22 protein-coding genes are annotated in these 22,990 nt (G+C 69.1%); 12 read left to right on the top strand and 10 right to left on the bottom strand.

Annotated elements, in window-relative coordinates; genetic code table 11:
- The first annotated feature begins 1,130 nt into the window (after positions 1-1,130).
- From ACIP89_RS37325 to ACIP89_RS37315, 3 genes are all read left to right on the top strand, one after another.
- On the top strand, positions 1,131-1,751 hold the full coding sequence (locus tag ACIP89_RS37325; protein ID WP_401933370.1) for a hypothetical protein: 621 nt from the start codon (positions 1,131-1,133) through the stop codon (positions 1,749-1,751).
- Positions 1,752-1,806: 55 nt separating this feature from the next.
- Entirely contained in the window at positions 1,807-2,223 is a 417-nt protein-coding gene (locus tag ACIP89_RS37320; protein ID WP_402118923.1) for a hypothetical protein, read from the top strand.
- 422 nt (positions 2,224-2,645) lie between these two features.
- Positions 2,646-3,098, top strand: a complete 453-nt coding sequence (locus tag ACIP89_RS37315; protein WP_402118921.1) for a hypothetical protein — start codon at positions 2,646-2,648, stop codon at positions 3,096-3,098.
- A gap of 126 nt (positions 3,099-3,224) precedes the next feature.
- On the opposite strand, the gene ACIP89_RS37310 is transcribed toward ACIP89_RS37315, so the two are convergent.
- Complete coding sequence (locus ACIP89_RS37310) at positions 3,225-4,832, bottom strand: ATP-binding protein (protein WP_402118919.1); 1,608 nt, start codon at positions 4,830-4,832, stop codon at positions 3,225-3,227.
- A gap of 108 nt (positions 4,833-4,940) precedes the next feature.
- Between ACIP89_RS37310 and ACIP89_RS37305 the strand changes: the two genes are divergently transcribed.
- The 3 genes from ACIP89_RS37305 to ACIP89_RS37295 all read left to right on the top strand — a co-directional run bounded on the left by ACIP89_RS37305 (position 4,941) and on the right by ACIP89_RS37295 (position 8,055).
- Entirely contained in the window at positions 4,941-5,759 is an 819-nt protein-coding gene (locus tag ACIP89_RS37305; protein ID WP_402118917.1) for a response regulator, read from the top strand.
- A 740-nt stretch (positions 5,760-6,499) separates the two neighbouring features.
- On the top strand, positions 6,500-7,144 hold the full coding sequence (locus tag ACIP89_RS37300; protein ID WP_401933383.1) for an RNA polymerase sigma factor: 645 nt from the start codon (positions 6,500-6,502) through the stop codon (positions 7,142-7,144).
- 77 nt (positions 7,145-7,221) lie between these two features.
- Positions 7,222-8,055 (top strand): hypothetical protein, encoded by an 834-nt coding sequence (locus ACIP89_RS37295; RefSeq protein ID WP_402118915.1) that lies wholly within the window; start codon positions 7,222-7,224, stop codon positions 8,053-8,055.
- A 215-nt stretch (positions 8,056-8,270) separates the two neighbouring features.
- Here ACIP89_RS37295 and ACIP89_RS37290 read toward each other — a convergent pair whose 3' ends face one another.
- Positions 8,271-10,763, bottom strand: a complete 2,493-nt coding sequence (locus tag ACIP89_RS37290; RefSeq protein WP_402118913.1) for a hypothetical protein — start codon at positions 10,761-10,763, stop codon at positions 8,271-8,273.
- A gap of 214 nt (positions 10,764-10,977) precedes the next feature.
- On the opposite strand from ACIP89_RS37290, the gene ACIP89_RS37285 reads away from it, so the two are divergent.
- On the top strand, positions 10,978-11,409 hold the full coding sequence (locus ACIP89_RS37285; protein WP_402118910.1) for an ankyrin repeat domain-containing protein: 432 nt from the start codon (positions 10,978-10,980) through the stop codon (positions 11,407-11,409).
- Complete coding sequence (locus ACIP89_RS37280; protein ID WP_402118909.1) at positions 11,369-11,626, top strand: hypothetical protein; 258 nt, start codon at positions 11,369-11,371, stop codon at positions 11,624-11,626. Before ACIP89_RS37285 ends, ACIP89_RS37280 begins: the two co-directional genes overlap by 41 nt.
- 317 nt (positions 11,627-11,943) lie before the next feature.
- Here the strand turns inward: ACIP89_RS37280 and ACIP89_RS37275 are convergent, their stop codons facing one another.
- On the bottom strand, positions 11,944-12,837 hold the full coding sequence (locus ACIP89_RS37275; RefSeq protein WP_401934480.1) for an NADP-dependent oxidoreductase: 894 nt from the start codon (positions 12,835-12,837) through the stop codon (positions 11,944-11,946).
- A 69-nt stretch (positions 12,838-12,906) separates the two neighbouring features.
- Here ACIP89_RS37275 and ACIP89_RS37270 point away from each other — a divergent pair, with 69 nt between their 5' ends.
- A complete protein-coding gene (locus tag ACIP89_RS37270) occupies positions 12,907-13,482 on the top strand; it encodes a TetR/AcrR family transcriptional regulator (protein ID WP_401933398.1) in 576 nt (191 codons plus the stop codon).
- 356 nt (positions 13,483-13,838) lie between these two features.
- Here ACIP89_RS37270 and ACIP89_RS37265 read toward each other — a convergent pair whose 3' ends face one another.
- The 4 genes from ACIP89_RS37265 to ACIP89_RS37250 form a co-directional block, all read right to left on the bottom strand.
- Positions 13,839-14,255: a hypothetical protein gene (locus ACIP89_RS37265; protein ID WP_401933401.1), complete on the bottom strand. Its 417-nt coding sequence runs from the start codon at positions 14,253-14,255 to the stop codon at positions 13,839-13,841.
- A 45-nt stretch (positions 14,256-14,300) separates the two neighbouring features.
- On the bottom strand, positions 14,301-14,984 hold the full coding sequence (locus tag ACIP89_RS37260) for a hypothetical protein (protein ID WP_401933404.1): 684 nt from the start codon (positions 14,982-14,984) through the stop codon (positions 14,301-14,303).
- An 859-nt stretch (positions 14,985-15,843) separates the two neighbouring features.
- Positions 15,844-16,752: a PDR/VanB family oxidoreductase gene (locus ACIP89_RS37255; RefSeq protein WP_402118907.1), complete on the bottom strand. Its 909-nt coding sequence runs from the start codon at positions 16,750-16,752 to the stop codon at positions 15,844-15,846.
- A 13-nt stretch (positions 16,753-16,765) separates the two neighbouring features.
- Positions 16,766-17,395: an MSMEG_1061 family FMN-dependent PPOX-type flavoprotein gene (locus ACIP89_RS37250; RefSeq protein ID WP_401933410.1), complete on the bottom strand. Its 630-nt coding sequence runs from the start codon at positions 17,393-17,395 to the stop codon at positions 16,766-16,768.
- A gap of 156 nt (positions 17,396-17,551) precedes the next feature.
- On the opposite strand from ACIP89_RS37250, the gene ACIP89_RS37245 reads away from it, so the two are divergent.
- Positions 17,552-18,169 carry a TetR/AcrR family transcriptional regulator gene (locus tag ACIP89_RS37245; RefSeq protein WP_401934483.1) on the top strand — a complete coding sequence of 206 codons (618 nt, stop codon included), beginning with the start codon at positions 17,552-17,554 and terminating at the stop codon, positions 18,167-18,169.
- Between the two features lie 589 nt (positions 18,170-18,758).
- Here ACIP89_RS37245 and ACIP89_RS37240 read toward each other — a convergent pair.
- Both ACIP89_RS37240 and ACIP89_RS37235 read right to left on the bottom strand, forming a co-directional pair.
- Complete coding sequence (locus tag ACIP89_RS37240; RefSeq protein ID WP_401933415.1) at positions 18,759-18,977, bottom strand: ferredoxin; 219 nt, start codon at positions 18,975-18,977, stop codon at positions 18,759-18,761.
- 5 nt (positions 18,978-18,982) lie between these two features.
- Entirely contained in the window at positions 18,983-20,173 is a 1,191-nt protein-coding gene (locus ACIP89_RS37235; protein ID WP_401933418.1) for a cytochrome P450, read from the bottom strand.
- A 112-nt stretch (positions 20,174-20,285) separates the two neighbouring features.
- On the opposite strand from ACIP89_RS37235, the gene ACIP89_RS37230 reads away from it, so the two are divergent.
- Positions 20,286-20,888, top strand: coding sequence for a TetR/AcrR family transcriptional regulator (locus ACIP89_RS37230; protein ID WP_401933421.1), 603 nt, complete (start codon positions 20,286-20,288; stop codon positions 20,886-20,888).
- A gap of 366 nt (positions 20,889-21,254) precedes the next feature.
- On the opposite strand, the gene ACIP89_RS37225 is transcribed toward ACIP89_RS37230, so the two are convergent.
- Positions 21,255-21,614, bottom strand: a complete 360-nt coding sequence (locus ACIP89_RS37225; RefSeq protein WP_401933423.1) for an ArsR/SmtB family transcription factor — start codon at positions 21,612-21,614, stop codon at positions 21,255-21,257.
- Positions 21,615-21,711: 97 nt separating this feature from the next.
- On the opposite strand from ACIP89_RS37225, the gene ACIP89_RS37220 reads away from it, so the two are divergent.
- A complete protein-coding gene (locus ACIP89_RS37220) occupies positions 21,712-22,989 on the top strand; it encodes an MFS transporter (protein WP_402118904.1) in 1,278 nt (425 codons plus the stop codon).
- The last annotated feature ends 1 nt before the right edge of the window (position 22,990 follow it).

Raw genomic sequence — 22,990 nt, 5'->3', positions numbered from 1 at the left:
CCCGCGGAGCGGGTACTGCAGCGGCAAGCCGCTGCAGAGGGCACGAATTGCGCGAGCGCAATTCGGATTCCCGCGCAAGCGCGGGAATGGAATTCCGCAAGCGGAATTTCGACGGAATGCAATTCGCGCAAGCGCGAATTGGAGGCGACCGCGCAAGCGCGATCACCTGGGCTGGCTACGAGGGGGTGCATCACGTGCGGGTCTGTGTAGAGCTTGGGGTTCCCAGCCACCATCCCTGCAACGCGGGTGACGGATCGTCGGCCCAATCGAGTGCCGGCCCCATCGCAGTGACGGGCTCCGCTGCGCTCCACCCTGACCCCTCCCCCGCCTTCGAACCTGACCGTTCACCTTCACCAATATCCCGTCAGCACACACGGAAATCCGCCACAGTGGGGTTTATTTGCGCGATGCATCATTTTGACAGGGAACACTCACTAGAATGATGCATCGCAGCAAGTGACTGTGTAGGGTTTGGTTTCCGGGCACGCCACTTCTGGTCCTGGCCATAAACTGGCCGCGCGAATTCGAATTGCGCAACCTGGACGGCTTAGCCACAGAACGGAAGCGCGATATGGGAATGCCGGAATTCGGCGTGCGGAGGTATGTGAGCCGTTCGGCCACCAGGCCGTACGGCAGAGCCCACCACCAACACTGGCCACGCCTCCGGGTTTTGAGCGTCACGGTCAGCACCGCCCAAGACTCAGAGTCGTTGCTGCTGTCCCGAGCCCGCACCGGGTCACGGCGCCGCACGCGAAGGGAGCTGAGCCACAGAGGCAGTGCCCCTCGAACCGGTGGTTGTCGGGGCGACACGCCCGTTGCTGCCAGCTGCTTGTGCCGTGCGGTTCGCGTGGTGATGGGTGTGGTTCGGGGGGCCGCTGGTGTCTAGTGACACATAAGAGCGTTCCGCGTCGAAACTGACCCTGACCTGCGATGATGCGAAACCGTTTGTTCTAGATCTCCAGAACAAACGGCTCCCGGGTGTTCTGGAGATCTAGAACAAAGTCACCCCAAAACTGACGTTCCGTCAGGTGACTGTGTGCCACGGCTTGTTCTGTTTCTCCAGAACAAGCCGGTTTACCTAGTGCTACCGTGCAGGCTGAAACGTTGATCATCTCTGGGGGACTGTGCTGATGGACCAGCTGCCGATCGTCCGCCCCGGCGAGCGCGTGGTTGCGCGGTCGGACGGCAAGGGCGGCTTGATCCTGGGCGTGGAGAAGATCAAGGGCCGCGAGTTCGCCGCGAGCGCGGAGTGCAGCGGCTACGTGCTGGACGCCCGGCTGCTGCTGGACGTCCTCGGCAGCCTCAAGATGCCCGGCTCCTGGTTCCAGGTCTGGTGCAAGCTCGTGGCGCTGCAGAACGCCAACCGCGTCGACGACCAGACCCGCGCCGCCGCCCGCGGCTTCGTGAAGACGAACCAGCGTGACCTCCAGGCCCGGTGCAACCTGTCGGCGGCCTCGGTGAACGAGGCGTCGCAGTTCTTCGCGCACGTCGGCTGGATGCGGACCGCCAAGCGCGGTGTCCTCCAGCTGAACCCGTGGCTCACGGTGGCCGGCACCTCCGGCGAGCAGGAGAAGTGGCAGGCGCTCTGGAACAGCGCAGAGGGCCCGGCCTGCCTCATCCCGCACGCCGACTACCCCGCCGAGTGGCGCCAGGCGCGCGAGGCGGAGAAGAAGGCCGCGGAGTCCGCCCGCCGCAAGGAGAAGGTCGTCACGCTCCGGCAGCGTCGGCCCGTGCGCAAGGCGAGCGCATGACCTCGCGCGGCATATCCTCGTTACACGTCGACCTGATCGGAAGTGGTGAGGCTCCGTGAGCAGCTCTTACGTCCCCAGCCCTCCCACAGAGGCCCCCGTCACGATTCCCCGTGACGCCCTGCACCTCCTGGCCCTGGTCGACATCACCACCGCCGGCCGCCGCGTCCTGGACGAACTGCTGTACCTCAGCGACCCAGAGGCCGGCACCGCCGCGATCAGCCAGAACGAGATGGCGCGCGAGCTGGGCGCCAGCAAGCCGACCGTGAACCGCGGCTTCAAGGAGCTCCGCGAGTGCGGACTCGCCTGGAGCCTCGAAGACGGCCTCTACCAGCTCCACCCGCTCCTCACCGGCGGCAAGGTCGCCTACCCCATGCCGATCCCGGAGATCCGAGCCGCCGAGCCCGAGCGCTTCACCGAGCAGCGACGGGCGAAGTTCGCCGCCCAGATGGCCAACCTCGCCGCGACCGGCTGACACCGAGAGCCCTCACACGCCCTCCAGCGACCTCCCGGCCCCGCGGGTACGACGAAGGCGCTGCACCCCGGGTGCAGCGCCTTCGTCGTACCCGCCCGCGATCAACCCGGTAGCACTAGGTAAACCGCCTTGTTCTGGAAGAGCAGAACAGCCGGCGCCCCTCGGAGTCGCACAGCAGGGCCAGGACGTCAGCGGCCTCGGTGTCGGACAGGTACGCGCGGGCGACATCGAGGAGCCGGTACGTCTGGGCGCGGCTGACGCCGAACTCTGCCCGGCAGTACGACTCCCAGCTGCTGTGCCCAGGGAAAGCCAGACGCGTGCGGCGTGCGCGGCGCGGACCCGGGCGGCGAGCACCGCCACGGAGCGCCGTAGGTCGTCCATCGCCTCACGCAGCTGGGCCGTCAGCTCCCGACCACGCCACGGTGCGTGTCCATCACCATGACCTGGCCCGGCTGCTGCTGATGTTCCGCTCGCTGACGGGCGAGACGCAGAAGCCGGGCTCGTGGGAGCACATGCACGACTACGACCTGTCCTTCGAACGGCTCGCGGACGCAGCCGACGCCGCTGCGGAGATCATCCACGGAAAGAAGTGGACGGGCCCTGACCTGCGCATGCGCTGCACGACCACCGAGGCGGTCTACGACTGGCCCGAGGGCGGCCCGTACGACGGGGAGGCGACGTTCACCTGGAGGGTGCCGGGCTACGGCTCACGCGCCAGCGAGGACGGCCAGGTCGAGCTGTACTCGAACACGGCGCTGTGCGGGTTCAGCTGGGCGAAGAACGACAGGCCGCGTCGAGTGGAGGGTCTGCCGGGGTGCCCAGAGTGCCGGCGCGAGGTGCAGCTCGGTGCCGACCGCCCCTGCGGCGTCTGGTGACGACCGCCCGGCTACGCGTTGCCGCCGGGCTGACTACCGGTGGATGCGGCGGTGGCTACGATGCGCAGCGGCCTGGCCGGCCGTTGCGATGCCGGGGCAGGCCGTTGTCACGGGTGGGCTTCGGGGTCAGCAATCCTCCGGATCGGCGGCCGGCGCGTCTGCGTGGGCCAGGGGGAGGGTGAAGACGAAGCGGGTACCGGGAGTGTGGCCGGTGTCGAGGGTGATGGTGCCGCCGTGGTATTCGACGATCTTCTTACAGAGGGCGAGTCCGATGCCGTTACCCGGATACGTGTCACGGGTGTGGAGGCGCTGGAAGATCACGAAGATTCTCTCGGCGTATTCCGGACCGATGCCGATGCCGTTGTCGCTCACCGCGAATTCCCAGCGGCGGTCGGCGCCCTCCGCACCGTCCGCTGGTCGCCGGGCGCTGATATGGACCCGGGGCACGACGCCCGGGGCGCGGAACTTGATGGCGTTGGAGATCAGGTTCTGCAGCAGGACGCCGAGCTGGGTGGGGTCTCCGTGCACCACGGGAAGGGGGTCATGAGTGAGGACCGCCCCGGTCTCCTCGATGGCCATGCCCAGGGAGTTGGTGGTGCGCTGCAGCAGGGTCGCGAGGCTGACGTCGGCGTCCTCGGCGTGCAGGCGTCCAACGCGGGAGAAGGTGAGGAGGTCGTTGATGAGGGTCTGCATCCGGTTGGCACCGTCGACCGCGAAGGCGATGTACTGCTTGGCGCGGTCATCGAGCTGATCCGCGTAGCGGCGTTCCAGGAGCTGGCAGAAACTGGCGACCTTTCGCAGCGGCTCCTGCAGGTCGTGGGAGGCCACATAGGCGAATTGTTCGAGTTCCTCGTTGGAGCGGCGCAACTCCGTCGCCCGTTCGTCGAGCTGGGCCCGCGCGCGGTCGCTGAACTCCAGCTCCCTGGCCAGGCGTCGACGCATCCCTTCCACGTCCCTCGCCAGTGCTTTCAGGTCTGCGGGGCCGGAGGAGGCGATGGAGTGCTCGAAGCGGCCGTCCGCGATCCTCCGGACGTCTGCGCGCAACCGTTCCAGCGGCACTTGGACGCCTCTGCGCAGCCCGGCGAAGGCGAGCGCGATGAGGGCCAGGACCACGCAGGCGATGGCGGTGAAGACCGTGTTGCGCAGGGTGCGGGCGCGCTGCAGGTCGCGGCGTGCCTGCTGCCGTTCGGCCTCGATGTGAGTCTGCTGTTCGGCCAGCGAGGCGCGGAGAGCGTCGAAGGCGGCCTTGCCCGACTCCGTCCGCTGCTGGGCGGAGCCGACGGGGTCGGCCGCTTCGCTGACGGGGCGGGCGGTAGTGGCCTGCCATTGCTCGGCGCGCTCGCGCACCCGGGCCAGGTCGGCCGTTGCCCGCCCGTCGCCCTCGGCCAGCCCTTCCAGTGCCCGGGCCGCGGCTCTCTGCTGGGCGAGGCCGTCCTGGTACGGCTTGAGGAATTCAGGCTTCCCCGTCATGCCGTACCCGCGGATGCCCGTCTCCTGATTGATCAGGGCACTCTCCATCCGGACGGAGGCGATCAAAGCCGGCGACCAGCGATCGATGAGCCGCTTGTTGACGTCGGTGGCGTGGGCCAGGGCCCAGACTCCGCACCCGGTCAGGGCCAGGAGGACAACCAGCGCTGCCGCCGAGCCGGCACCCAGCCAGCCACGGGTGGTCCAGCCCCCGGCCGACCGCGGCGGCGGTGTTACCGGGTCCTGCTGAACAGCGTCGATCTGCACGTCGGATCCATCCTCCCTGGTCCCCTGCGGCGTGCCGGGGCGGCGTCACCCTACCGGCGATGACAACCTTGGTTGTCCCCGGGGTGGCTGGGCGTCTACGGTGCACCCATGGCAGATGAGACGCGGCTGAGCCCCGAGCAGGAGGAACTGGCGGAGCGGGCACGATGTGCCGTCGCCGAAGCCGCCCGGCAGCTCTCTCTCCCTACGGCGGTGGCGGATGGCGACGGGCAGGACCCGAACGAGTTCCGGAGCGACGCCCTGGCCTCATTGCGTGCCCTGGCCTACCTAGGCCGGGCGGTGGAGGAGTGCGCGGCCCTGGCCGCGCGGGCCGCCGCGCAGGAGGGCGCCGGTTACCCGCAGTTGGGCAGAGCCTGGGGCGTCAGCCGCCAGGGTGCCCGCAAACGCTGGCCCGGACTCGTTTTCGCCGCTCGCCCCGCATCCCACCCGCTTCCCGACCACCAGACCCGGAGCTCCACCATGAACGGCCTCGCCCCCCGCACGTACACCGTCCTGCTCGTCGAGGACGACATGGCCGACGCCATGCTGATCGAGGAGGCCCTGACCGAGCGCGGCATGGCGCGCGGTATCGAACGGGCCGACGACGGCGTCGCGGCGCTGGAGTACCTCCGCGATCCGCGGAATGAACGGCCGGATCTCATCGTGCTCGATCTGAACATGCCCCGCATGAACGGCCGCGAGTTGCTGAACGTCCTCAAATCCGACACCGAGCTGTCGAGCATCCCCATCGTCGTGCTGACCACGTCCGCCGCGCCGGACGACATCGACGCCGCCTACCGTCAGCACGCCAACGCCTATGTCACCAAGCCCGTCAACCTGGACGAATTCATCGAGTCCGTCCAGAGCATCGATTCCTTCTTCCTCGACATCGCCTCGATACCTCCGCACCGCCTGGGCGACGCCGGCTGAGCGGGCGCGTCCAAGGTCACGCACTCCCGCGCGGGTGCCGGCCGAAGCCAGTCGGCGGATCTCCGTCGGCTGGTGTCACGCGCGGGTGAAGGTTCGCTCGGACGACGTCGGGCGGCGCAGGGTCGGCCGTCCCGCGTTAGGGCGGTCGCCGCGTGCAGAACCCGGCAATCGGCGCGACGGCGGGTCACGACACCGCTTTCGGCGGCTGCTATGGCGTGCCAGAGCCGCCTCAGGCGGTGTCAGCGGGGAGCCGGCCCCGGAACGGTGCTGGAGGGCCGGTCGCAGACCGAGGCGGCGCTGTGGGGCACCACGTGTGGACCGGTGTGCCCGACTCGTCCACGGTGACGTCGAAGCCCCTTCCTGCGGGTGCGGCGGGCACCTCCTTCACCACGCTCGACACGTGTGTGCCCAGCGAACTCCAGGCCGCGGAACGCTGGGTGTACTGGGCTTGCCGGGACAACACGAATTGGCCCCCGTAGTGAGCCGTCGTCACAACGCCGGGCCCCCGTACCACCGGCGGCCCGGTGCATTCCGTATGAGCCCGGTGCATTCCGCATGAGGAACGACACCTCCGGGAAAGGCCTCCGCGCGAAAGCCGCAGGAGCGCCGCAAGCGGGTGAATGGACTCAAGCAATGAACTATCCGCCCAGAGCATGTCTTTACGGCCCGTTCCGTGCCGCCCGTCGAAGCGGAACCGGCGAAGCGGGAACCTTCGGCCGGTTGCCGGACACGTCTAGAGCATGGAACTGAACGACGCAGATCCCGCACCGGTCGGAGGGATATCCGACCGGGAGCTATGGGCCAGAGCCGTCGACGGTGACCGGGAGGCGTTCGGCAGGATCTTCGACCGCCATGGCAAGACCGTCTACAACCACTTGTTCCGGCGGACGGCCGACTGGTCCGAGGCCGAGGACCTCACGTCGACCGTGTTCTTGCACGCCTGGCGCCGGCGCTCGGAGACGGTACTGGACCGCGACTCGGCCCTGCCGTGGCTGCTGGGCATCGCCGACCGTCTGGTCTCGAACACCAGACGACGGCTGAGACGGGCCGAGGCGTTGCTGCGGCGGCTCGTCTCGCACGACGAGTCGGTGGGCGACCACGCGGACCGCGTCGCCGTCATGGTCGACGACGAGCGTCATATGTCGGAGATCCACCGGGCGTTGGCCCGGCTGCCACGCCACGAACGCGAGGTCGTCGAGCTCTGCGTGTGGTCGGGCCTGGATCAGCAGGCGGCCGCGGCAGCGCTCCAGGTGGCGGTCGGAACCGTGAAGTCCCGGCTGCACAGGGCGCGGCGGAGACTGGGCGCCGACCTCGTCGGCGGAGCCGCGGGTCCGGCGTCGTTCAGTTCGATGCATCCCGTCAACGCGGAAGAGGTCGCACGATGAATGACATGCAGGGCATTCCCGCGGCTCCTTCCGATCGTGATCTGCCGAACCACCGGCGGACCCGAGAGGAGCTCCTGATGAAGATCGATCCAGAGGACAACCATGCTTCGCTGCGGCGCAGGTGGGGAGTGCCGCTGGGGGTCGCCACCGGCGTCGCGGCGCTGAGCGTCGCGGCCGTGGCGGTCTTCGGCGGAGTGGGCGACGCCGATCCGCTCCTCGCCTCCCCCGCCGGAAACCCGGCGGGCACCGGGACACCGAGCCCGGTTCCGAGCACTCCGGACGGCTCCGCGTCGGCCGGAGCCGGCCCGTCGGCGTCCTCGAAGCGCGAGGCTGTCACCCCGGACGCGTTCTCCATCATCAGCGCGAAGACGACCCCGATCGACGCCGAGACCGTCACCAGAATCCTGGCTTCCTGCCTGGGCCAGGACGCCTCGCGCTACCACGCGGTGGTCGCGGTCCGAACTCCCGTCGCCTCGCCCGACTGGGACGGTGTGGTCGTCGCCGTCGACTCCGCCGACCAGTACGTGCAGTGCCAGTCGAAGGGCGACAAGGGCAGCAGCCCGGACTCCCCGCCCACGTTCATCAACAACCGGCTGTGGGGCACCGGCCGGACGGTCTCCTACTTCGACTCCCTCAGCACCCCTGTCGGCAAGGGGCAGTTCGTCACGCTGGGCGCCGGGCACTACACCGCCGGCATCACCAGGATTACCATCAACTACGGCGACGACCCGAAGCAGTACCCGGCTGTCATGGCGGGCGGGGCGTTCGTCTACGCGGCGTCGCTCTCCTCCGGCACGTCCCGTCCCGGCCCGCACTACGGGGGCCCGAGCTCGTACGTCCACGCCTACGACGCGTCCGGCAAGGAGGTCTACAACCAGAAGAAGGACCCGCAGTTCGTCGAGGGGAACTGAGCACCGGCCGGGAACGGAACGGACCCTTCCGGCCGGTCACCCCGCACCGCTGCCCCGGCGATCTGCCGGGGCAGCGGTGTCCGCGACGGGCGGTCAGGGCGGCCGCCGTACGGCGGCCGGGTGTCAGGCCGGCAGCCCGTCCCGCCGCAGGGGAAGGCCGGCGCGATCCGTCTCCCGTCCGGCAACGAGGCGGTCGCGGCCAGCGGCCCAGGGGCTCAGCGTCGTTGCCGGCGGCGTCGGGCCATGGCCAGCAGCACGACGGAGCCCATGAGAACGCAGGCCAGTGCGGTCAGTGCGAGCGGACCGTTGCCGTCCGCACCGGTGTGGCTGAGCTCTCCTCCGCCGCCTCCGTGGCTGCCCCCGGGGGGTTGCGTGGGGTGCGGGCCGGGCCACGTTTGTGAGGGGTGGGGTGAGGGCGACGGGGAGCCGCCGCGTTCCGTGTTGGTGAGGGTGCAGGTGACCTTGTCCCCGGCGGTGAGTGTCACCCGGTCGTCGGCGGTCGGTACGCCTTCGCCCCCGGAGCCGGTGCATGCCCAGCCGGTCGGCCGGTAGCCTTCGGGCCCGCCGGACTCACCGAGGGTGTAGGTGCCGGAGGGGACCGTCACATCTGTGACCTCGTCGCTGCCGCTCGTACCGGAGAGGTCCTCGGGGCCGTCCGCGGTCAGGGTCCAGTCGCCGGGCTCCGCGGACCCGCCGTGCTGGTTGACGACGCGCTTGACCAGGGTCAGGTGGGCCTCGTCCTCGTCCTCGCAGTTCACGGTGTTGCGTACGGTGAAGGTGTTCTCGGTCTCCGTGAGCTGTGCCGCGTACGGCAGGGTCTCGTCCACCGTGGTGCCGTTGGCCGAGACGACGCGGCTGCTCTCCACGCGGCACGTGTCGGGAACAGCGGTGGTCTCGGCGATCGTCGCGGTGTCCCCGACCGTGTAGCCGCCACGGGTCGCACCCCACGCCTGCGGAGTTGCGGCGTCGCTGCCGGGGCCGGTCAGGGTCAGGTTCGCGTCGAAGCCGTCCGGCCGGTCGCCGTGGGTGTACGTCTTCCCGTCGATGAGCCATTCCTTGTCGACGGTGATGTCCGCCTTCGGTTCCTCCTGCGGCCGGTTGTACATGGTGCAGCTGATCGCGGAGAGCCGGGGCACGTCCACCCCGAAGGCCGGACTGCCGGCCGTTCCGGTGTTGGTGACCCGGACCGGCGCACCGGTGTCGAGGTCGGTGCAGACGGCGTTGAGCCCGCCCTGGGTGACCAGGTCGTAGCCCGGCTTCCGGCTCTCGGCCACGGTGATCCCGGCGGTTTCGGTGCCCGCCGGGTAGGTGGGTTCGAAGGAGACCGCGCCGGTGCCATCGGTGGTGGTCTCCTGGGTGTCGGGCAGTCCGCCGATGTCGGGGGTCGTGGTGGTCGCGGTGAACTCCCAGCCCTCGCCGGCCGGGGTGGCCCCGGTGATGTCCTCACCGGTGGTGCCTTCGGGCACGATCTGCTTGACGACGGAGAGCGTCCCCGCGCAGTTGCTGAGAGCGAGATCCGTCAGTGCCTCACCGGCCCCGGCGAAGTCGGCGGTCTGGTAGTAGTCGGCGGTCAGCGGGTTGGTCCCGTCGAAGGCCTCCGTACCCGAGATGGCCCGTAGGTTCAGCCCCGAGACCCCTTCGACGCCCCGGCCGACGCCCACCGCGACCACTCGGGAGCCCTCGGCCTTGACCGAGTTCGCGGCGAAGATACCGCCCTCCACGTCGGAGAAGTGGGTGTGCGAGCCGTCGCCCATGCGGGGGTTGTTCCAGTAGGTCGGATTGCCGTCGGTGAGAACGACGACCGCGTCGTAGTGCGGTTCGGCCTTGGCCACCGCATACAGCCCCTGGTCCCAGTTGGTGCCCGAACCCAGGGTCCAGTCGGCATACAGGTCCTTGAAGGCGTCGGCCCCGGACTGTGTGGAGACCGGCATCAGATCCGGGTGATTGGCGGTGCCCGTACTGGGCGAGCCCCGGTCGAACGAGAACAGCGCCATCCGGGACGGGGTCTGGGCCAGGGCATCGGTGAACCCGTTCGCCGCCGCCTTCAGGTCGGGCAGCGCGTTCCCCACGGATGCCGAGAGGTCCAGGACGAGAGCGACGTCCAGGCCGCAGGTCTCGGGCAGCTCCGGGTTGTCGCGGGACTGCTGCCAGATGCCGCCGGAGGCGACGTAGGGATTGGCCGCGTAGTCGGTACTGAACATGAAATCGCTGGTGGAGGAGTACGTCTGCCCGTCGTGCAGCGCCGGGGTCAGAAACCGGTACGGGGAGCTGACGGAGCCGGACCCGCTTCCCGCCCCGGTCCGCAGGGAGGTGTTGGTGTACCAGCCTGGAGGCACGCCCTCCTCGGGCTGGCCGACGTAGTAACGGGCATCCTCGTTGGCACCGCCGTCACCCGTGTCCGGCACCACGAAGCTGCAGTCGCCGTCCGCGTCCGACGTGCACTGTGCCCACGCGGCGTCGATGGGGGCAGCGGCGTCCTCCGAGACGTACAGGGCAAGCCGTACGCCTGCGAGCGGACCGACGGCAGAGTCGCCGGTCCGGTCACCACCCGTCTTCACGGTGACGACGGAACTGCCGGGCGTCGGCGGTGGGACCGTCGCGGGGGCGGCCCCCAACGAGGCGACGAGTGCGACCGCGCCCGCCAGGACCCGGCCGACGGCCCCGCGTCTCCCTGCTCGACGGCCCGGTGCTCTCATCAGCGAGCGCATGGGTACTCCTCCGGTATATAAGTGCGGAGAAGCCATTAAAAGTTGATATTAAGTGCAGATTCCTCTATTAGGCCGTTCGATGGCGCGGCACCTGACTGATCAGCGCTCAGGCCCTGGAACCGGAGCCGCGGCATTTACCAGCGAGGTCGGACGATCGGCGGTTCGTGACAGCGAAGTTGGACCGCCCGACCCGGAGGCCCGGGATGATCGGGGTATGGATGTCGCGGATCAACTGGTGAGGTCGGCCGACGACGGTGACGTGAACGGGGTATCCCGGTGGCTGGGGCAGGGTGCCGTGGTGGATGCGCCGGACGGTGACGGGCGCACGGCGCTGGACCGGGCGGCACAGAAGGGGCATGCCGATGTCGTCCGTCGGCTTGTCGAAGCGGGGGCCGATCTGGAGCAGCAGGCGGGCGAGTACCGGGAGTCGACGCCGCTGTGCCTGGCTGCGAGCCGGGGGCACACGGCGGTTGTCGGGGTTCTTCTCGATGCCGGCTCCCGCACCGGAGCCCAAGGTCGGCTGGGTTACGTTCCGCTGGTGCTGGCGGCCACGACCGGCGACGAGGGGCATCCGGAAACGGTAGCCCTGCTGCTGGATCGCGGGGGTGGACATCAACGCGGTGATGAAGCACAGGACCGCCCTTGACTGGGCGGTCCGGTTCGGGCAGGAGGAGATGGTGCACCGCCTGCTCGGTCGCGGTGCCGTGCCTTCGGCCGAGACCCTGGCCACCGCGCGTGAACATCTCGGATGTCATCCGGAACGTCGGCGGAAGACCGAGCGCATCGCCCTCGCTCTCCTTTCTGTGGATATCGCGCCCGCCACGGGCCGGGAGCCCGGAACGGAAGCCGGGAATCTGGCATAGCGATCGTTCAACATCGCAACGGCACTCTTCAGGGGGCTTCGGCCCGGCCCGACTTCGCTGTCACAGAATCACCGGTCGTCCAATGACGAACGGATAGTCGGCTTGGACTGCCCATCGACACGTCCATCCGACTCCGGCTGGAGCTACGCGCTCCTCTCGCCGGTCGTGTTGGAGCTCGGAGGGGGCCACCGCCTCGCCCTCGGGCGGGTCACACCAGTGCCTGCCTGCGTCGACCGGGCCCGGCGTGCGTACACCGCGTACGCCGGGCACCTTCGCCCACCGGGCCGCATCCGTGCCCGCCCCCCTCCTGACCCCGGTCAGAGGACGATGACCCGACGCCCGCGGGTGTGGCCGGCCTGGCTGTCGGTGTGGGCCGCCGCGGCTTCGGCGAGCGTGTACGACTTCTCGACCGGGATGTGGAGCTTCCCTCGCGCGATGAGACGGGCGGCCTCGGCGAGCGCCTCCGGCACGCTCCCGGCCACGCCGGAGAACCGGACCCCGAACTCCGGCGCGCCGAGATCGGCGATGGAGACGACCCTGTCCGGATCCCCCGTCAGATCGACGAGCTCGCGGATCACTCCCGAACCGGCCAGATCGAGAGCGGCGTCGACCCGGCCGAGCTGCCGCACCCGCTCGGCCCAGCCCTCGCCGTACGTGGTGGCGAGGGCGCCCAGGCCCCGCAGATAGTCCTGGTTCGAAGCACTGCCCGTGCCGATCACCGCGATGCCGCGGTCGCGGGCGATCTGCAGCACCGCCGATCCGACTCCCCCGGACGCCCCGCTGACCAGCAGCGTCTGCCCCGACAGCACGCCGACCTCACGGATGACACGCAGCGCGGTCTCCACCACGGAGGGGTACCCGGCCGCTTCCTCGAACGGCAGCCCCTCGGGCATCCGGGCCCAGGCCGACAGGACGGCGAACTCGGCGTACGTGCTGGAGCCCTCGCCGAACACGTGGTCGCCGATCTCGATCCCGTCGACGCCCTCACCGACCTCGTCCACAACCCCGGCGGCGTCCAGCCCGACTCCGGCGGGCAACTCGGTCGGGTGGGCACCCAGGACCTGTCCTTCCCGGATCCGCCAGTCGACGGGGTTCACGCCCGCCGCCCTCACGGCGACGCGTATCCGACCGGGGCCCGCGTGGGGCTCCTCGGCATCGATGAGTCGCAGGACGTCCGGACCGCCGAACTCGGCAAAGTTCACTTTCTTCATGCCGAGAACGTAACACTAACGGTTAGCTTTTTGAAACGGTTAGGATTAACTACCTGCTAGCGTCACCGTATGACCGTTGAGTCCGGACGCCGTGAGCGCAAGAAGGCCGCGACCCGCCAGAAGATCGCCGACACCGCCCTCCGGCTCTTCATGGAACGGGGATACGACGCGGTGGGCATCCGTGACGTGGCCGCCGAGGCCGATGTAGCCGTCACCACCCTCTTCTCCCACTTCGCCTCCAAAGAGGCCCTGGTGTTCGAGCAGGACACGGACTTCGAGCAGCGCCTCACCCAGGCGGTCACCGGACGGGCGCCGCACGAGCCGCTCCTCCCCCCGCTGCGCCGCGAGATCCACGCCCTGGTGCGCCACTGCACGGCAGACGGCAACGCCCCGGTCTGGCACATGATCACCGGGTCCCCCGCTCTGCGGGAGTACGAGGAGTCGATGAGGCTCCGTCATGCGGAGACGCTGGCAACGGTCATGGCCGCCGATCCCGACCTGGCGCGGACCACGACGGCGTGCCGGACGATCGCGAGGTTCGTGATCGACGCGTACGCGCTGGCCCGCGAGGCGCCCGATCCGCAGGCCGCGGTGGACGAGATCTTCGAGATGATCGAGGCGGCGTGGCGCGTCACCTCCCCTTAGCGGGTCCGTCACTTCCCGGGTCGGCGTGCGGTGCAGGGTGTCGGAGAAGCCGCTCCCCGCTTTCTCCCCGATGCGGACGGTTTCTCCCCCATGCGGACGGTCCTGCCGGGCCGGTCGATGAGAGCTCGGGCGAACGTCTCACCTGCGCCGAACGTCGAGGATGACCCCAACGGCTCGTCGCGGTCGTCGCCGCCATCGGCCGTCGTTGCCATCGTTGCCATCGTTGCCATCGTCAGACGGTAGACGCAGCCCTTCCTTCGCCCGGCCGGCCGCGTCATCCGGCGCTATAGTGGCGTTGCACCTCTTACTCAGGCACAAGGGCCCCACCGGATTCCGGTGGGGCCCTTGTCTTGTTCCTAGGCGACTTGGAGGTTCGGCCGGCCTTCGGTCGGTGGCGCTGTGGCGTAGGAGGGGAGCTTGAGGTTCGGTAGGTCGCCCGCCTTGATGGCCTGGAGGGTGTGCCGGAAGGCGGCCTCCATGTCGTCGTGGCTGGCGTATTTGGCCGCGAGAGGGTGCAGTTTGTAGCTGTTGCCTCGCCGGCCGTCCTCGTTGCGGGGGCGCAGGACGATGTTGAGGTCGCACAGCGGTGCCATCAGGGAGCTGACGGCCTGCGGTGTGATCTTGTACTCCTGCGCCATGTCCTTCTGCCGGACGGGGAGGTTCCCGCCGAAGTCCGAGCGGAAGACCAGGTAGTGGAGGAACTTCACTGCCGCTCCCGAGACCGGGAGGGCCCAGATGCGGTCGCCCACGATCGGTGACAGGACCTCAGCCATCAGACCGCCTTCCTCGCTGCTTGTCGCACCGTTGCATGCCAGGTATCACCCGGTTCTCTTCTCTCCGGTGTACGGATGCTGCCCAAAGTCGAACTCCTCCTGATGCGGCTCGGGGCCGATGTCGTGAGGGAAGGCTGTTGGGTCGTGGTCATGTTCAGTGGCGATTTCGGCGAGCACTTCGTGCTGGGCAGTGCTGTTGCCACGGAACCAGAGCGTGACGTTCAGCCGGATCTTGCCGTTCCCGGCCTGTTCGACCCACTTGTACTCGCACAGCGCCTTGATCGCCCGGTTCACCGTCGACCGGGTGATCTTCTTGCCGTTCTTCTTCACGGCGAGCTCATTGAGCCCGTCGGTGATCTCCTGTTGCGTGTACTGGGCGACCCCGGTGCCGGCGACCTGCCCACCTGCCACGTACAGAAACACGCACAACTGCGACTTGGTGATCGAGTTGGCGACGGCCAACTGGCCGAGCAGCTGGGTGAACCAGTTGCTCGCAAGGCTGTAGCCCGAGGTCCCAGCCATGTTGTGGACCGAGCGGGCGTCATCGGTGTACTCGAAGGTGACGCCCTTGAGCTTCCGTCGGCTGCGGGGGTCCGGAGTCTGCGCGGCTTCGCCCAGTTGTCTGCCGAGAACACTCAGGATGTCGTCACATACGGCGTCGTCAGACGCCTGTGACGGAACGGCTCGTGGCCCGCCGGGACGGCGCCGGGCCGGCGGTTCAGATGACACATGACCTCCTTGATACTCAGGCGAGGCCGACCTTATCCGGAAAATCAAGGACAGCTTGTCTTTTGGTGCGGAGGCTCGCTCGCGAGCCGCACGGGGCGCAGGGCTGCGCGGTACCGCTCCATAACTCCACTGCACGTTGATTTATGTCGTCGCGATCGACGATTAATCAAGCAGAGCTTGATTTCCTGTGCCCCCTGCGGCACATCTCGGCCTTCCGCCTCGACCCGAACCGACTCCACGGGTCGACTGCGCCACGCCCGTGACCAGCACATATGCACACAGGACCAGTCGATTGCGGCGATCAACTCCTCCTTGATTTCTCAGCCCATATGTGACGGCCAGGGTCACATTCCTCCTCTCGAAATGTGTCCCCCAGGACAACACTCCGGCAGCAAACATGCAGGTCACAGCGGTATTTCGGCGCCCGCCTCTTATAAAAGAACCCACCGTCCCGCAGGTCTCACCGCCCGGTACCGCCAGATCACCAGTGCAGGGACCTCGTCCACAGAACGGCGGGCGAAGACACTCCGTACCTTGCGAAACCCCCGCAGCGGTCACCTGCACCCCCTCAGGGACCAGCCACTTCTCCCTGTCGAAGCAACGACCCGCGGCGCTCGACCAAGGTGAACCACCCCGACGGGGCACCACAGGCCCGCCAGGGCCGAGGAGCTACCGGCCCTGCGCACAGCCGATGCTTGAGCAGTCACGCGTAGGCCTCAGGCTCCGGGCCGCGGCTGAGTCGGTTGAGTCCCCTGCTGTTCGATGCCGAAGGCATGGGCGTCTGCCTCGGGATCGACGCAAGACCGCCCATCCCGAGCTCCACCCCCGACGACCGGGGCAGTGCCTCCCAGGAGCCGTCCTACAGGTCCAGAACCAGGCGTGGAGAGATCGAGCGGGACACACACGGGTACATCCGGCTCTCGGGTGCGCCGATGTCGTCGCGGTGTTCGGGCTCGCCGTGCAGGACGGTGAGTTCGCAGCTGCCGCAGACACCTTCGCGGCAGCCGGACGGGACAGGCCGGCCGGCGTGGTTCAGTGCGTCCAGCAACGACTTCCCGGCATCGACTTGGATCGTCTGTCCGCTTCGGGCGCACACCGCTTCGAAGGGCGTGTCCGGTGCGCATTCTCGTGCGGTGGGCCGGAACCTCTCGGCGTGCAGCCGTCCGGCGGGGAACGCCTCCTCGACCGCGGCGAGCATTGAGGCGGGGCCGCAGCAGTAGGCCAGCGCGCGGGGACCCAGACCGGCTGCCATTGCTGCGAAATCCGGCCTGCCGTGTTCTTCGGTCGCAACGATGGCCACCCTGTCGCCGTACGCGGCGCACAGCTCGTCGGCGAAAGGCATGGAGGCGCGGGATCGGCCCACGTACACCAGTGTCGCCTCGGCGCCCCCGTCGGTCGCCGAGCGCAGCATCGGCCGGATGGGCGTGATGCCGATCCCGCCGGCCACGAAGAGGTACTCCGGCGCGGGTTCCAGGGGGAAGTGGTTGCGTGGCAGGGATACTTCGAGTGTGCGGCCGGGCTTCAGGAAGCGGTGTACGTACTCCGAGCCGCCCCGGCTGAGCTGTTCGAAGCGGACCGCGATGCGATACCGGTCGCGTTCCGCGGGGTCACCGCACAACGAGTACTGCCGTCTCAGCCAGTTCGGCAGGGCGAGGTCGATGTGCGCTCCCGGCCGCCAGGGGGCCAGGGGCCCGGCAGCACCGCGCAGGGCCACCGCGACCACGTCGTCGGCGATCTCGTCGATCCGGTCGACAACCGTCTGCTGCATGGAAATCCCCCCGTCAGTACAGCTCGCGGTAGCCGGCTTCGAGCCCCGCTTCGAGCATCACCGGATCGATGTCAACGCCGAACTGGGCAGCCGCGACCTCACCCACCGACGGAAGCTCGTCGGCCAGCGCCTGGCTCGCGGGATCCCACAGCCGGGACCGGATCAGGGCGCGACCACAGTGGAAGTACGCCTCGGCCACCTCGACAACGATGGCCAGGACGGGTTCGCGCGCCTCGGTCTGCATCCGGGCGAGTACGTCGGGTTCGTCGGTGGGATAGCCGCGCCCGTTGACCCGCAGCGTTTCCCGGGCGCCAGGGATCAGGAAGAGCAGCCCGACCCCGTCGCGCTCGGCGAGGTTGGTGAAGGAGTCGGCGATCTTGTTGCCCGGGCGGTCGGGAATGGCGAGCGTGTGCTCGTCGAGCACCTTCACGAAGCCCGGGTAGTCGCCGCGGGGCGAGCAGTCCAGATGTCCGTCCGCGCTGGAGGTGGCCAGCGCCAGGAACGGGGAATGCGCGATGAAGCGGCGGGAGAAGGCGTCGATGCGGTCCTGCTTCTTCTCCTTGAGCATCGCCTCGGGCTCGCCCAGCCGGGCACGGACCTCGGCGGGCGCCACCCGGCGCGGCCGGACGCGGGCATGCGTCATAACGGACTCCTTTCGGATTCGTCCTGGATGGGATGCACGGGGATACGCAGTCGGCGCGACGGGAGAGAATCGGCTCAGCCGCAGGTCATGGCACTATTATGAGCAATCATTCAGTTTGTGCGCTACTCGCTTTGGCGCCGCTTCGAAAGGGGTGTCATGACGTCGGGGAAACAGCGGCTTCAGCCACGTAAAGAGCCAGTCCAGGCGCGCGCCGAGCTCACCCGGCAGCGCATCCTCACCGCGGCTGCTCACGTTTTCGCCGAGCACGGCTACGCCGCGGGCACCACCAACCGGATCGCCGAACGCGCCAGGGTCTCGATCGGTTCGCTGTACCAGTACTACCCGAACAAGGACGCGATCCTGGCCGAACTGGTGACCCGGCACCTCGACGCCGGCGCCGCGGCCATGAGCCGTCGCCGCAGCGGCGCCCTGCCGGAGTCGCTGGAAGCGATCATCCGCCTGTTCGTGCGCACGTCGATCGAGAACCACCTGGAAGATCCGCATCTGCTGCGCGTCATGATGGAACAACCACCGCTGTCGGCCGCCCTGTTGGAGAAGATCGCCCGGTTCCAGGAGGCGGACGTCGAGTACGTCCGGGAGCTGTTCGAGCGCCATCCGGAGGTCCGGGTGGCCGACACCGCGATGGCGGCACGGGTCGCGGTGTCGGCGATCGAGTTCATCGTGCACCCGCTCGTGGCAGAGCCCGGCCCGGTCGACACGACCAGGCTGGAGAACGAACTCGTGGCGATGCTGACCCGCTATTTGCTGGGCTGAGCAGGACGAGGGTGCCCAGTCCCGTGCGGGTGCCGCGGCGGGCGACAAGACGCTCCACGCCGAGCGCAACTACGCCGCAGGCCACTGCCCAGGCCACGATCAGAGCGAATCCCGGCAGGCTGTCGAAGTTCACTGCTTCTGGGGGCAGAGGGAAGTTCGCTGCTCCTGGAGCAAAGGGAAGGGGCAGCGCAAGGAGCACGACTCCGATGACTGCCGCTCGCATGAATCCACCTTCCCGCCGACGGGCGAGATTCACCCGGTCCCTTCCCTGCAGCCGCCCACAGCCTGCTGAGCACCATGCCGGGCAGCGCCCCGGAGGCGAGGTGGACCCTCACGGCGCGACGCGATCGGTTCGTCCTGACAGTGCTGCTCGCCCTCTTGGGATCGCAGCGGCCCGGCGATCTGATCAAGGCCATGCACGAGGATGTCGCCAGGCCCCGGGGCACAGCCGGCCCCACTTCGGCCGCGAACAGCCCGGTCGCGGCGCCGCGCAATGAACTGGACAGCATCATTGCCGCCGTGAGCGACGGCGCCCCGGCCAGGTCGACCAGTCGATCGTCCGACTGGCACAACTCCCCGTGGGGGCCGTTCAGTCGCGGTGGGGGCCGATGACGGAAGCTCCGTCGTGCACGGTGATCGCCAAGGCCGGGCAGATGTCGGCCGCGTCCAGGACCCGTTCGTCCGGCTCGATCCCTTCGGCCCGTACCCGGGCGCGCTCGCCGTCCAGGGCGAACACCTCCGGGACCGTTCCGGCGCACATCCCCGAACCCTGGCAGAGCTGGCGGTCGACGCGTACGTTCCAGGTCATGTCGCTCACCACTCCACCGGCATGACGCGCGGGCCGCGCACCAGCATCTCGGACTTCCAGGTGACGTCGCCCGCCAGGCGCAGTTCCGGGAAGCCGGCGATGAGGGCGGACAGCGCCTCCTGGAGTTCCAGCCGGGCCAGCGGGGCGCCCAGGCAGTGGTGGACTCCATGGCCGAATCCGAGGTGCTGGTTGCCCTCCCGGGCGATGTCGAGCACGCCCGGGGCGGTGAACCGCAGCGCGTCGCGGTTGGCGGCGCCCACCGCGACCAGGACCGGGCTGCCCGCGCGGACGAGTGTTCCGCCGACCTGGACGTCCTCGGTGGCGTACCGGGGCTGACCGGCCCCGCTGCCCAGGGGCACGAAGCGGAGCAGCTCCTCCACGGCGTTGGGCACGAGCTCCGGCTCGGCCCTGAGCCTGGCCAACTGGTCCGGGTGGTCGAGGAGGGTGAGGACGAAGTTGGGGATCTGGGACGCGGTGGTCTCGTGCCCCGCTACCAGGATGGCGACGCAGAGGTCGATGAGTTCCAGTTCCGAGAGCCGGTCGCCGCCGTCGCGGGCCTCGATCAGGGCCGTCATCAGGTCGTCCTGCGGTTCCTGGCGGTGGAGCTCGATCAACCCGGCCATGTAGGAGCGGAGTTCGGCGCGGCTCGCTTCGAACTCCTCGGCGGTGAGCGAGCTGGTCGACAGCGCGTCGTCGCTCCACACGCGGAACCGCGGCCGGTCCTCGGTGGGCACGCCCAGCATCCGGCAGATCACGGCGACCGGCAGCGGCAGCGCGAAGAGGTCGACCAGATCGGCGGGCGGTCCGGCGGCCCTCATCCCGTCGAGCAGGTCGGCGGTCAGCTCGCGGACCTGGGGGCGCAGCTTCTCGACCTGGCGGACGGTGAACGCCTTGGCGACCAGGGAGCGCAGCCGGGTGTGGTCCGGCGGGTCCATGCCGAGGATCCCGCCGTCGCGCTGTCCCTCGGACTGGCGGGGCTCGTCGTGCGCGGCGGCCGCCGCGCGGCTGAATCGCTGGTCACCGAGGACCAGCCGGGCATCGGTGTAGCGGGTGACCAGCCAGGCCGGTTCTCCGTACGGCAACTGGACCCTCAAGAGGGCCGATTGGTCGCGGACGCGTTCGTAGGCATCGGAGAGCTGGAGTCCGTCGGGGGTGTTGAAGGGGTAGGCAAGGGGCGCGATATCTGCGGTCGTCACTGCGGCCTCCCGGATGTAAGCAGCTGCTTACAACGGTAGGAGCGCCCTCCGAGAGCAGTCAACAACGCTTTACAGCCGTTATCCTGACGGGCCGTCCGAGAGGAATCCCGCCATGGAACCCGGTTCCGCACCGCCGTCCGAAGAACGCCGCAGGGATGCCCGGGCCACCCGTCGCCGCCTGCTGGAGGCGGCCCGTGACCTGTTCGCGGAGCGAGGCTACGAGGGGACGACGGTCCGAAGCATCGCCGCGCTGGCGGGGGTCAACCAGGCTCTGCTGTTCCGGTATTTCGGCTCGAAACGGGGTTTGCTTACGGAAGTCGTCGCGCTCGGAGGGCTGGAGCAGTTGCGGGCGACGCCGCCCGAGGAGCTTTTCGAGACGGCTCTGCGTTCGATGCTGACTCAGAGCGCGGAGGGGGCGGAGGACCGTTCCCTGGAGGTCTATCTGCGCTCGGTCGGCCGGGGCGACGAGGCGGCCGGAACCCTACGGGAGCTGGGAGAGGAGTACCAGAGTGCACTGGCCGGGCTCTCCGGTGCCCCGGACGCGGTGCTGCGGGCGGATCTCGCCATGGCCTGGCTGCTGGGGATCGGACTGATGCGGACGGTCGTCGCGCGGGAGCCGCTGGCCGGTGCCGAGCCCGACGATGTCTGCCGTCTCGTCCTCGGCACGCTCAGCCATCTGTGGTCGGCAGAGCCGGGCGACGCCGAGGTGCAGTAAGGCCGCCTTCTCCGCTGCCCGGTGGGTTCATCCGCTTTCGCCTCGACCGGACAGCGATGGGCGGTAGCCCGCGACGGAGATTACGGAGACACAGAGGCCATAGAGACCACGGACGGCATGGTATCGGCGTCCGCGTCCGCGTCCGCGTAAGCCGGCAGCTGGCAGCTGGCAGTCACTTCCGCGGTCGTCCTCGGCGGCCTTGAACAGGGCGCCGCGACGGTCGACGCGACGGCCTCGCCGGGACCGGCCGCGCTGACCGCCGCAGCCGCCCCGGACGAGAGCCATCTGCGGGCTCACGCTTCGGCACGTTGCCTGATCGGGTGCCGATGAGCGCGATACGCGCGCCGGGCTGCCGGAACGGTTCGGTTACGCCGGTGGGGTCCAGGCCTCGACCAGGCCGAGGAGGCCGGGGAAGCGGGCGTTGAGGTCGTCGATGCGTACGTTGCTGCGGCGTTCGAGTCCGTACTGTCGCTGGCGGGTGACCCCTGCCTCCCGCAGCGCTTTGAAGTGGTGCGTGAGGGAGGACTTCGGCCGGTCGAAGCCGAACCAGCCGCAGGGGTGGTCGAACTGCTCGGATTCCAGGAGGAGTTTGCGGACGATCGTCAGCCTCAGGGGGTCGCTGAGAGCGGCGAGGACCGTTTCCAGGCGCAGGTCTTCGACCGCCGGCTCCGGCAGCGGTGCCGGCAGGCCGGACGGCTCCGGGAACACCGTTTCGGGCGGAGGCATGGGTGGCTCCTCGTGGCTCGATCCCTTTGTACGAGTTTCATCGTACTGCATGCTAAGTTCGACTTAACTCGTACTACAGGGAAGTCGGGAGACAGCCATGTCCGAGATCCGTACCCCACCCGCACGTGCTGCCGTCGAGGCGGGGCAAGGTGACCCGGTGCACGGCGGCCGCCGGGGCGGCGCTCCGATGTGGTGGGTGTGGCTGGCCGCATGGCCGGTCACGGCCGTCTTCGTCCTCTCGAACGCGGCCACGCCGCTGTACGTGCTGTGGCAGCGCGATATCGGGTTCTCCAAAGGCACCCTGACGGTCGTTTTCGCGTTCTACATCGTCGGACTCCTCGGCTCGCTCCTCGTATCCGGTGTCGTCTCCGACCGGATCGGGCGCAAGCCCGTACTGCTGCCCGCCCTCGGGCTCGCCCTGGTCGCATGTCTGATCTTCGCGACTGCCACCAGTGTGGCCGCGCTGATCGTGGCCCGGCTGTTCACCGGCATCGCTGTCGGTGCCGTGGTCTCGGCCGGCATGGCGGCCGTGTCCGACGTAGCCGGTCATGAACGCGGGCGGACCGGCGCCCTGCTCGCCTCCTGCGCGATGGTCTTCGGTGCCGGTCTCGGCCCGTTCCTCGCCGGCGTCCTGTCCGAGACCCTGCCCGCGCCGACCGTCACCGTCTTCGCCGTCGAGGCCGCGCTGCTCCTGACCGCGGTGTCCGCCGTGCTCCGCATGCCGCTCCGGCGCCCCACGGCGCCCGCGAAAGGCGCCTGGGTGCGGATGCCCTCGGTCCCGCGCGGCCACGGCCGTCAGCTCGTCCAGGGCATCGCCGTGTTCGCGCCCGGCATCACCGCCACCTCCTTCGTGCTCTCGCTGGGCCCGTCACTCCTTTCGGGGCTGCTCGGCACCACCAGCCGGATCACCGCCGGAGCGATGGCCTTCGCCATGTTCCTCGCCGCCACCGCGGTGCAGTTCGCCGTCCGTCGGCTGCGCCGCCACACCATCCTCACGGCCGGTGCCGGCAGCACCGCGCTCGGCATGATCATGCTGGTGGTCGCCGTGCACGCCTCGTCGGCGCCGGTCCTCGTCGCCTCGGCACTGCTCGCCGGGGCCGGCCAGGGGATGGGGCAGCTCGGCGGCCTGTCGCTGCTCAGTTCCAGCGTCCCTCCCCAGCGTCTCGCGGAGGCCAATGCCGCGCTCAACGTAGGGGGTTACCTTCTGGCCGGCGTGCTGCCCGTGTCCGCCGGCTACCTCAGTGACGCGGTGGGCCTGACCGCTGGTGCCACGGTTTTCGCAGTAGTCCTGACGAGCCTCGCGGCCGTCGGAGGCCTGGTGGTCCTCACCGCACGGCGGCAGGCGAACGTGCCTGGCGGTGACGGGGCGGGCTAAG

This window comes from Streptomyces sp. NPDC088730, assembly GCF_044751215.1.
Lineage (GTDB): Bacteria > Actinomycetota > Actinomycetes > Streptomycetales > Streptomycetaceae > Streptomyces.
Note: the sequence above shows the minus strand (reverse complement) of the source record. Positions and strands in the feature narration are given on the sequence as shown.

What these genes read in the sequence shown, in the direction of transcription:
- ACIP89_RS37325 (WP_401933370.1), top strand. Translation starts at nt 1,131, where the DNA reads ATGGACCAGCTGCCGATCGTCCGCCCCGGCGAGCGCGTGGTTGCGCGG.
- ACIP89_RS37305 (WP_402118917.1), top strand. Translation starts at nt 4,941, where the DNA reads ATGGCAGATGAGACGCGGCTGAGCCCCGAGCAGGAGGAACTGGCGGAG.
- ACIP89_RS37300 (WP_401933383.1), top strand. Translation starts at nt 6,500, where the DNA reads ATGGAACTGAACGACGCAGATCCCGCACCGGTCGGAGGGATATCCGAC.
- ACIP89_RS37295 (WP_402118915.1), top strand. Translation starts at nt 7,222, where the DNA reads ATGAAGATCGATCCAGAGGACAACCATGCTTCGCTGCGGCGCAGGTGG.
- ACIP89_RS37290 (WP_402118913.1), bottom strand. Translation starts at nt 10,763, where the DNA reads ATGCGCTCGCTGATGAGAGCACCGGGCCGTCGAGCAGGGAGACGCGGG.
- ACIP89_RS37285 (WP_402118910.1), top strand. Translation starts at nt 10,978, where the DNA reads ATGGATGTCGCGGATCAACTGGTGAGGTCGGCCGACGACGGTGACGTG.
- ACIP89_RS37275 (WP_401934480.1), bottom strand. Translation starts at nt 12,837, where the DNA reads ATGAAGAAAGTGAACTTTGCCGAGTTCGGCGGTCCGGACGTCCTGCGA.
- ACIP89_RS37270 (WP_401933398.1), top strand. Translation starts at nt 12,907, where the DNA reads ATGACCGTTGAGTCCGGACGCCGTGAGCGCAAGAAGGCCGCGACCCGC.
- ACIP89_RS37265 (WP_401933401.1), bottom strand. Translation starts at nt 14,255, where the DNA reads ATGGCTGAGGTCCTGTCACCGATCGTGGGCGACCGCATCTGGGCCCTC.
- ACIP89_RS37255 (WP_402118907.1), bottom strand. Translation starts at nt 16,752, where the DNA reads ATGCAGCAGACGGTTGTCGACCGGATCGACGAGATCGCCGACGACGTG.
- ACIP89_RS37250 (WP_401933410.1), bottom strand. Translation starts at nt 17,395, where the DNA reads ATGACGCATGCCCGCGTCCGGCCGCGCCGGGTGGCGCCCGCCGAGGTC.
- ACIP89_RS37245 (WP_401934483.1), top strand. Translation starts at nt 17,552, where the DNA reads ATGACGTCGGGGAAACAGCGGCTTCAGCCACGTAAAGAGCCAGTCCAG.
- ACIP89_RS37240 (WP_401933415.1), bottom strand. Translation starts at nt 18,977, where the DNA reads ATGACCTGGAACGTACGCGTCGACCGCCAGCTCTGCCAGGGTTCGGGG.
- ACIP89_RS37230 (WP_401933421.1), top strand. Translation starts at nt 20,286, where the DNA reads ATGGAACCCGGTTCCGCACCGCCGTCCGAAGAACGCCGCAGGGATGCC.
- ACIP89_RS37225 (WP_401933423.1), bottom strand. Translation starts at nt 21,614, where the DNA reads ATGCCTCCGCCCGAAACGGTGTTCCCGGAGCCGTCCGGCCTGCCGGCA.
- ACIP89_RS37220 (WP_402118904.1), top strand. Translation starts at nt 21,712, where the DNA reads ATGTCCGAGATCCGTACCCCACCCGCACGTGCTGCCGTCGAGGCGGGG.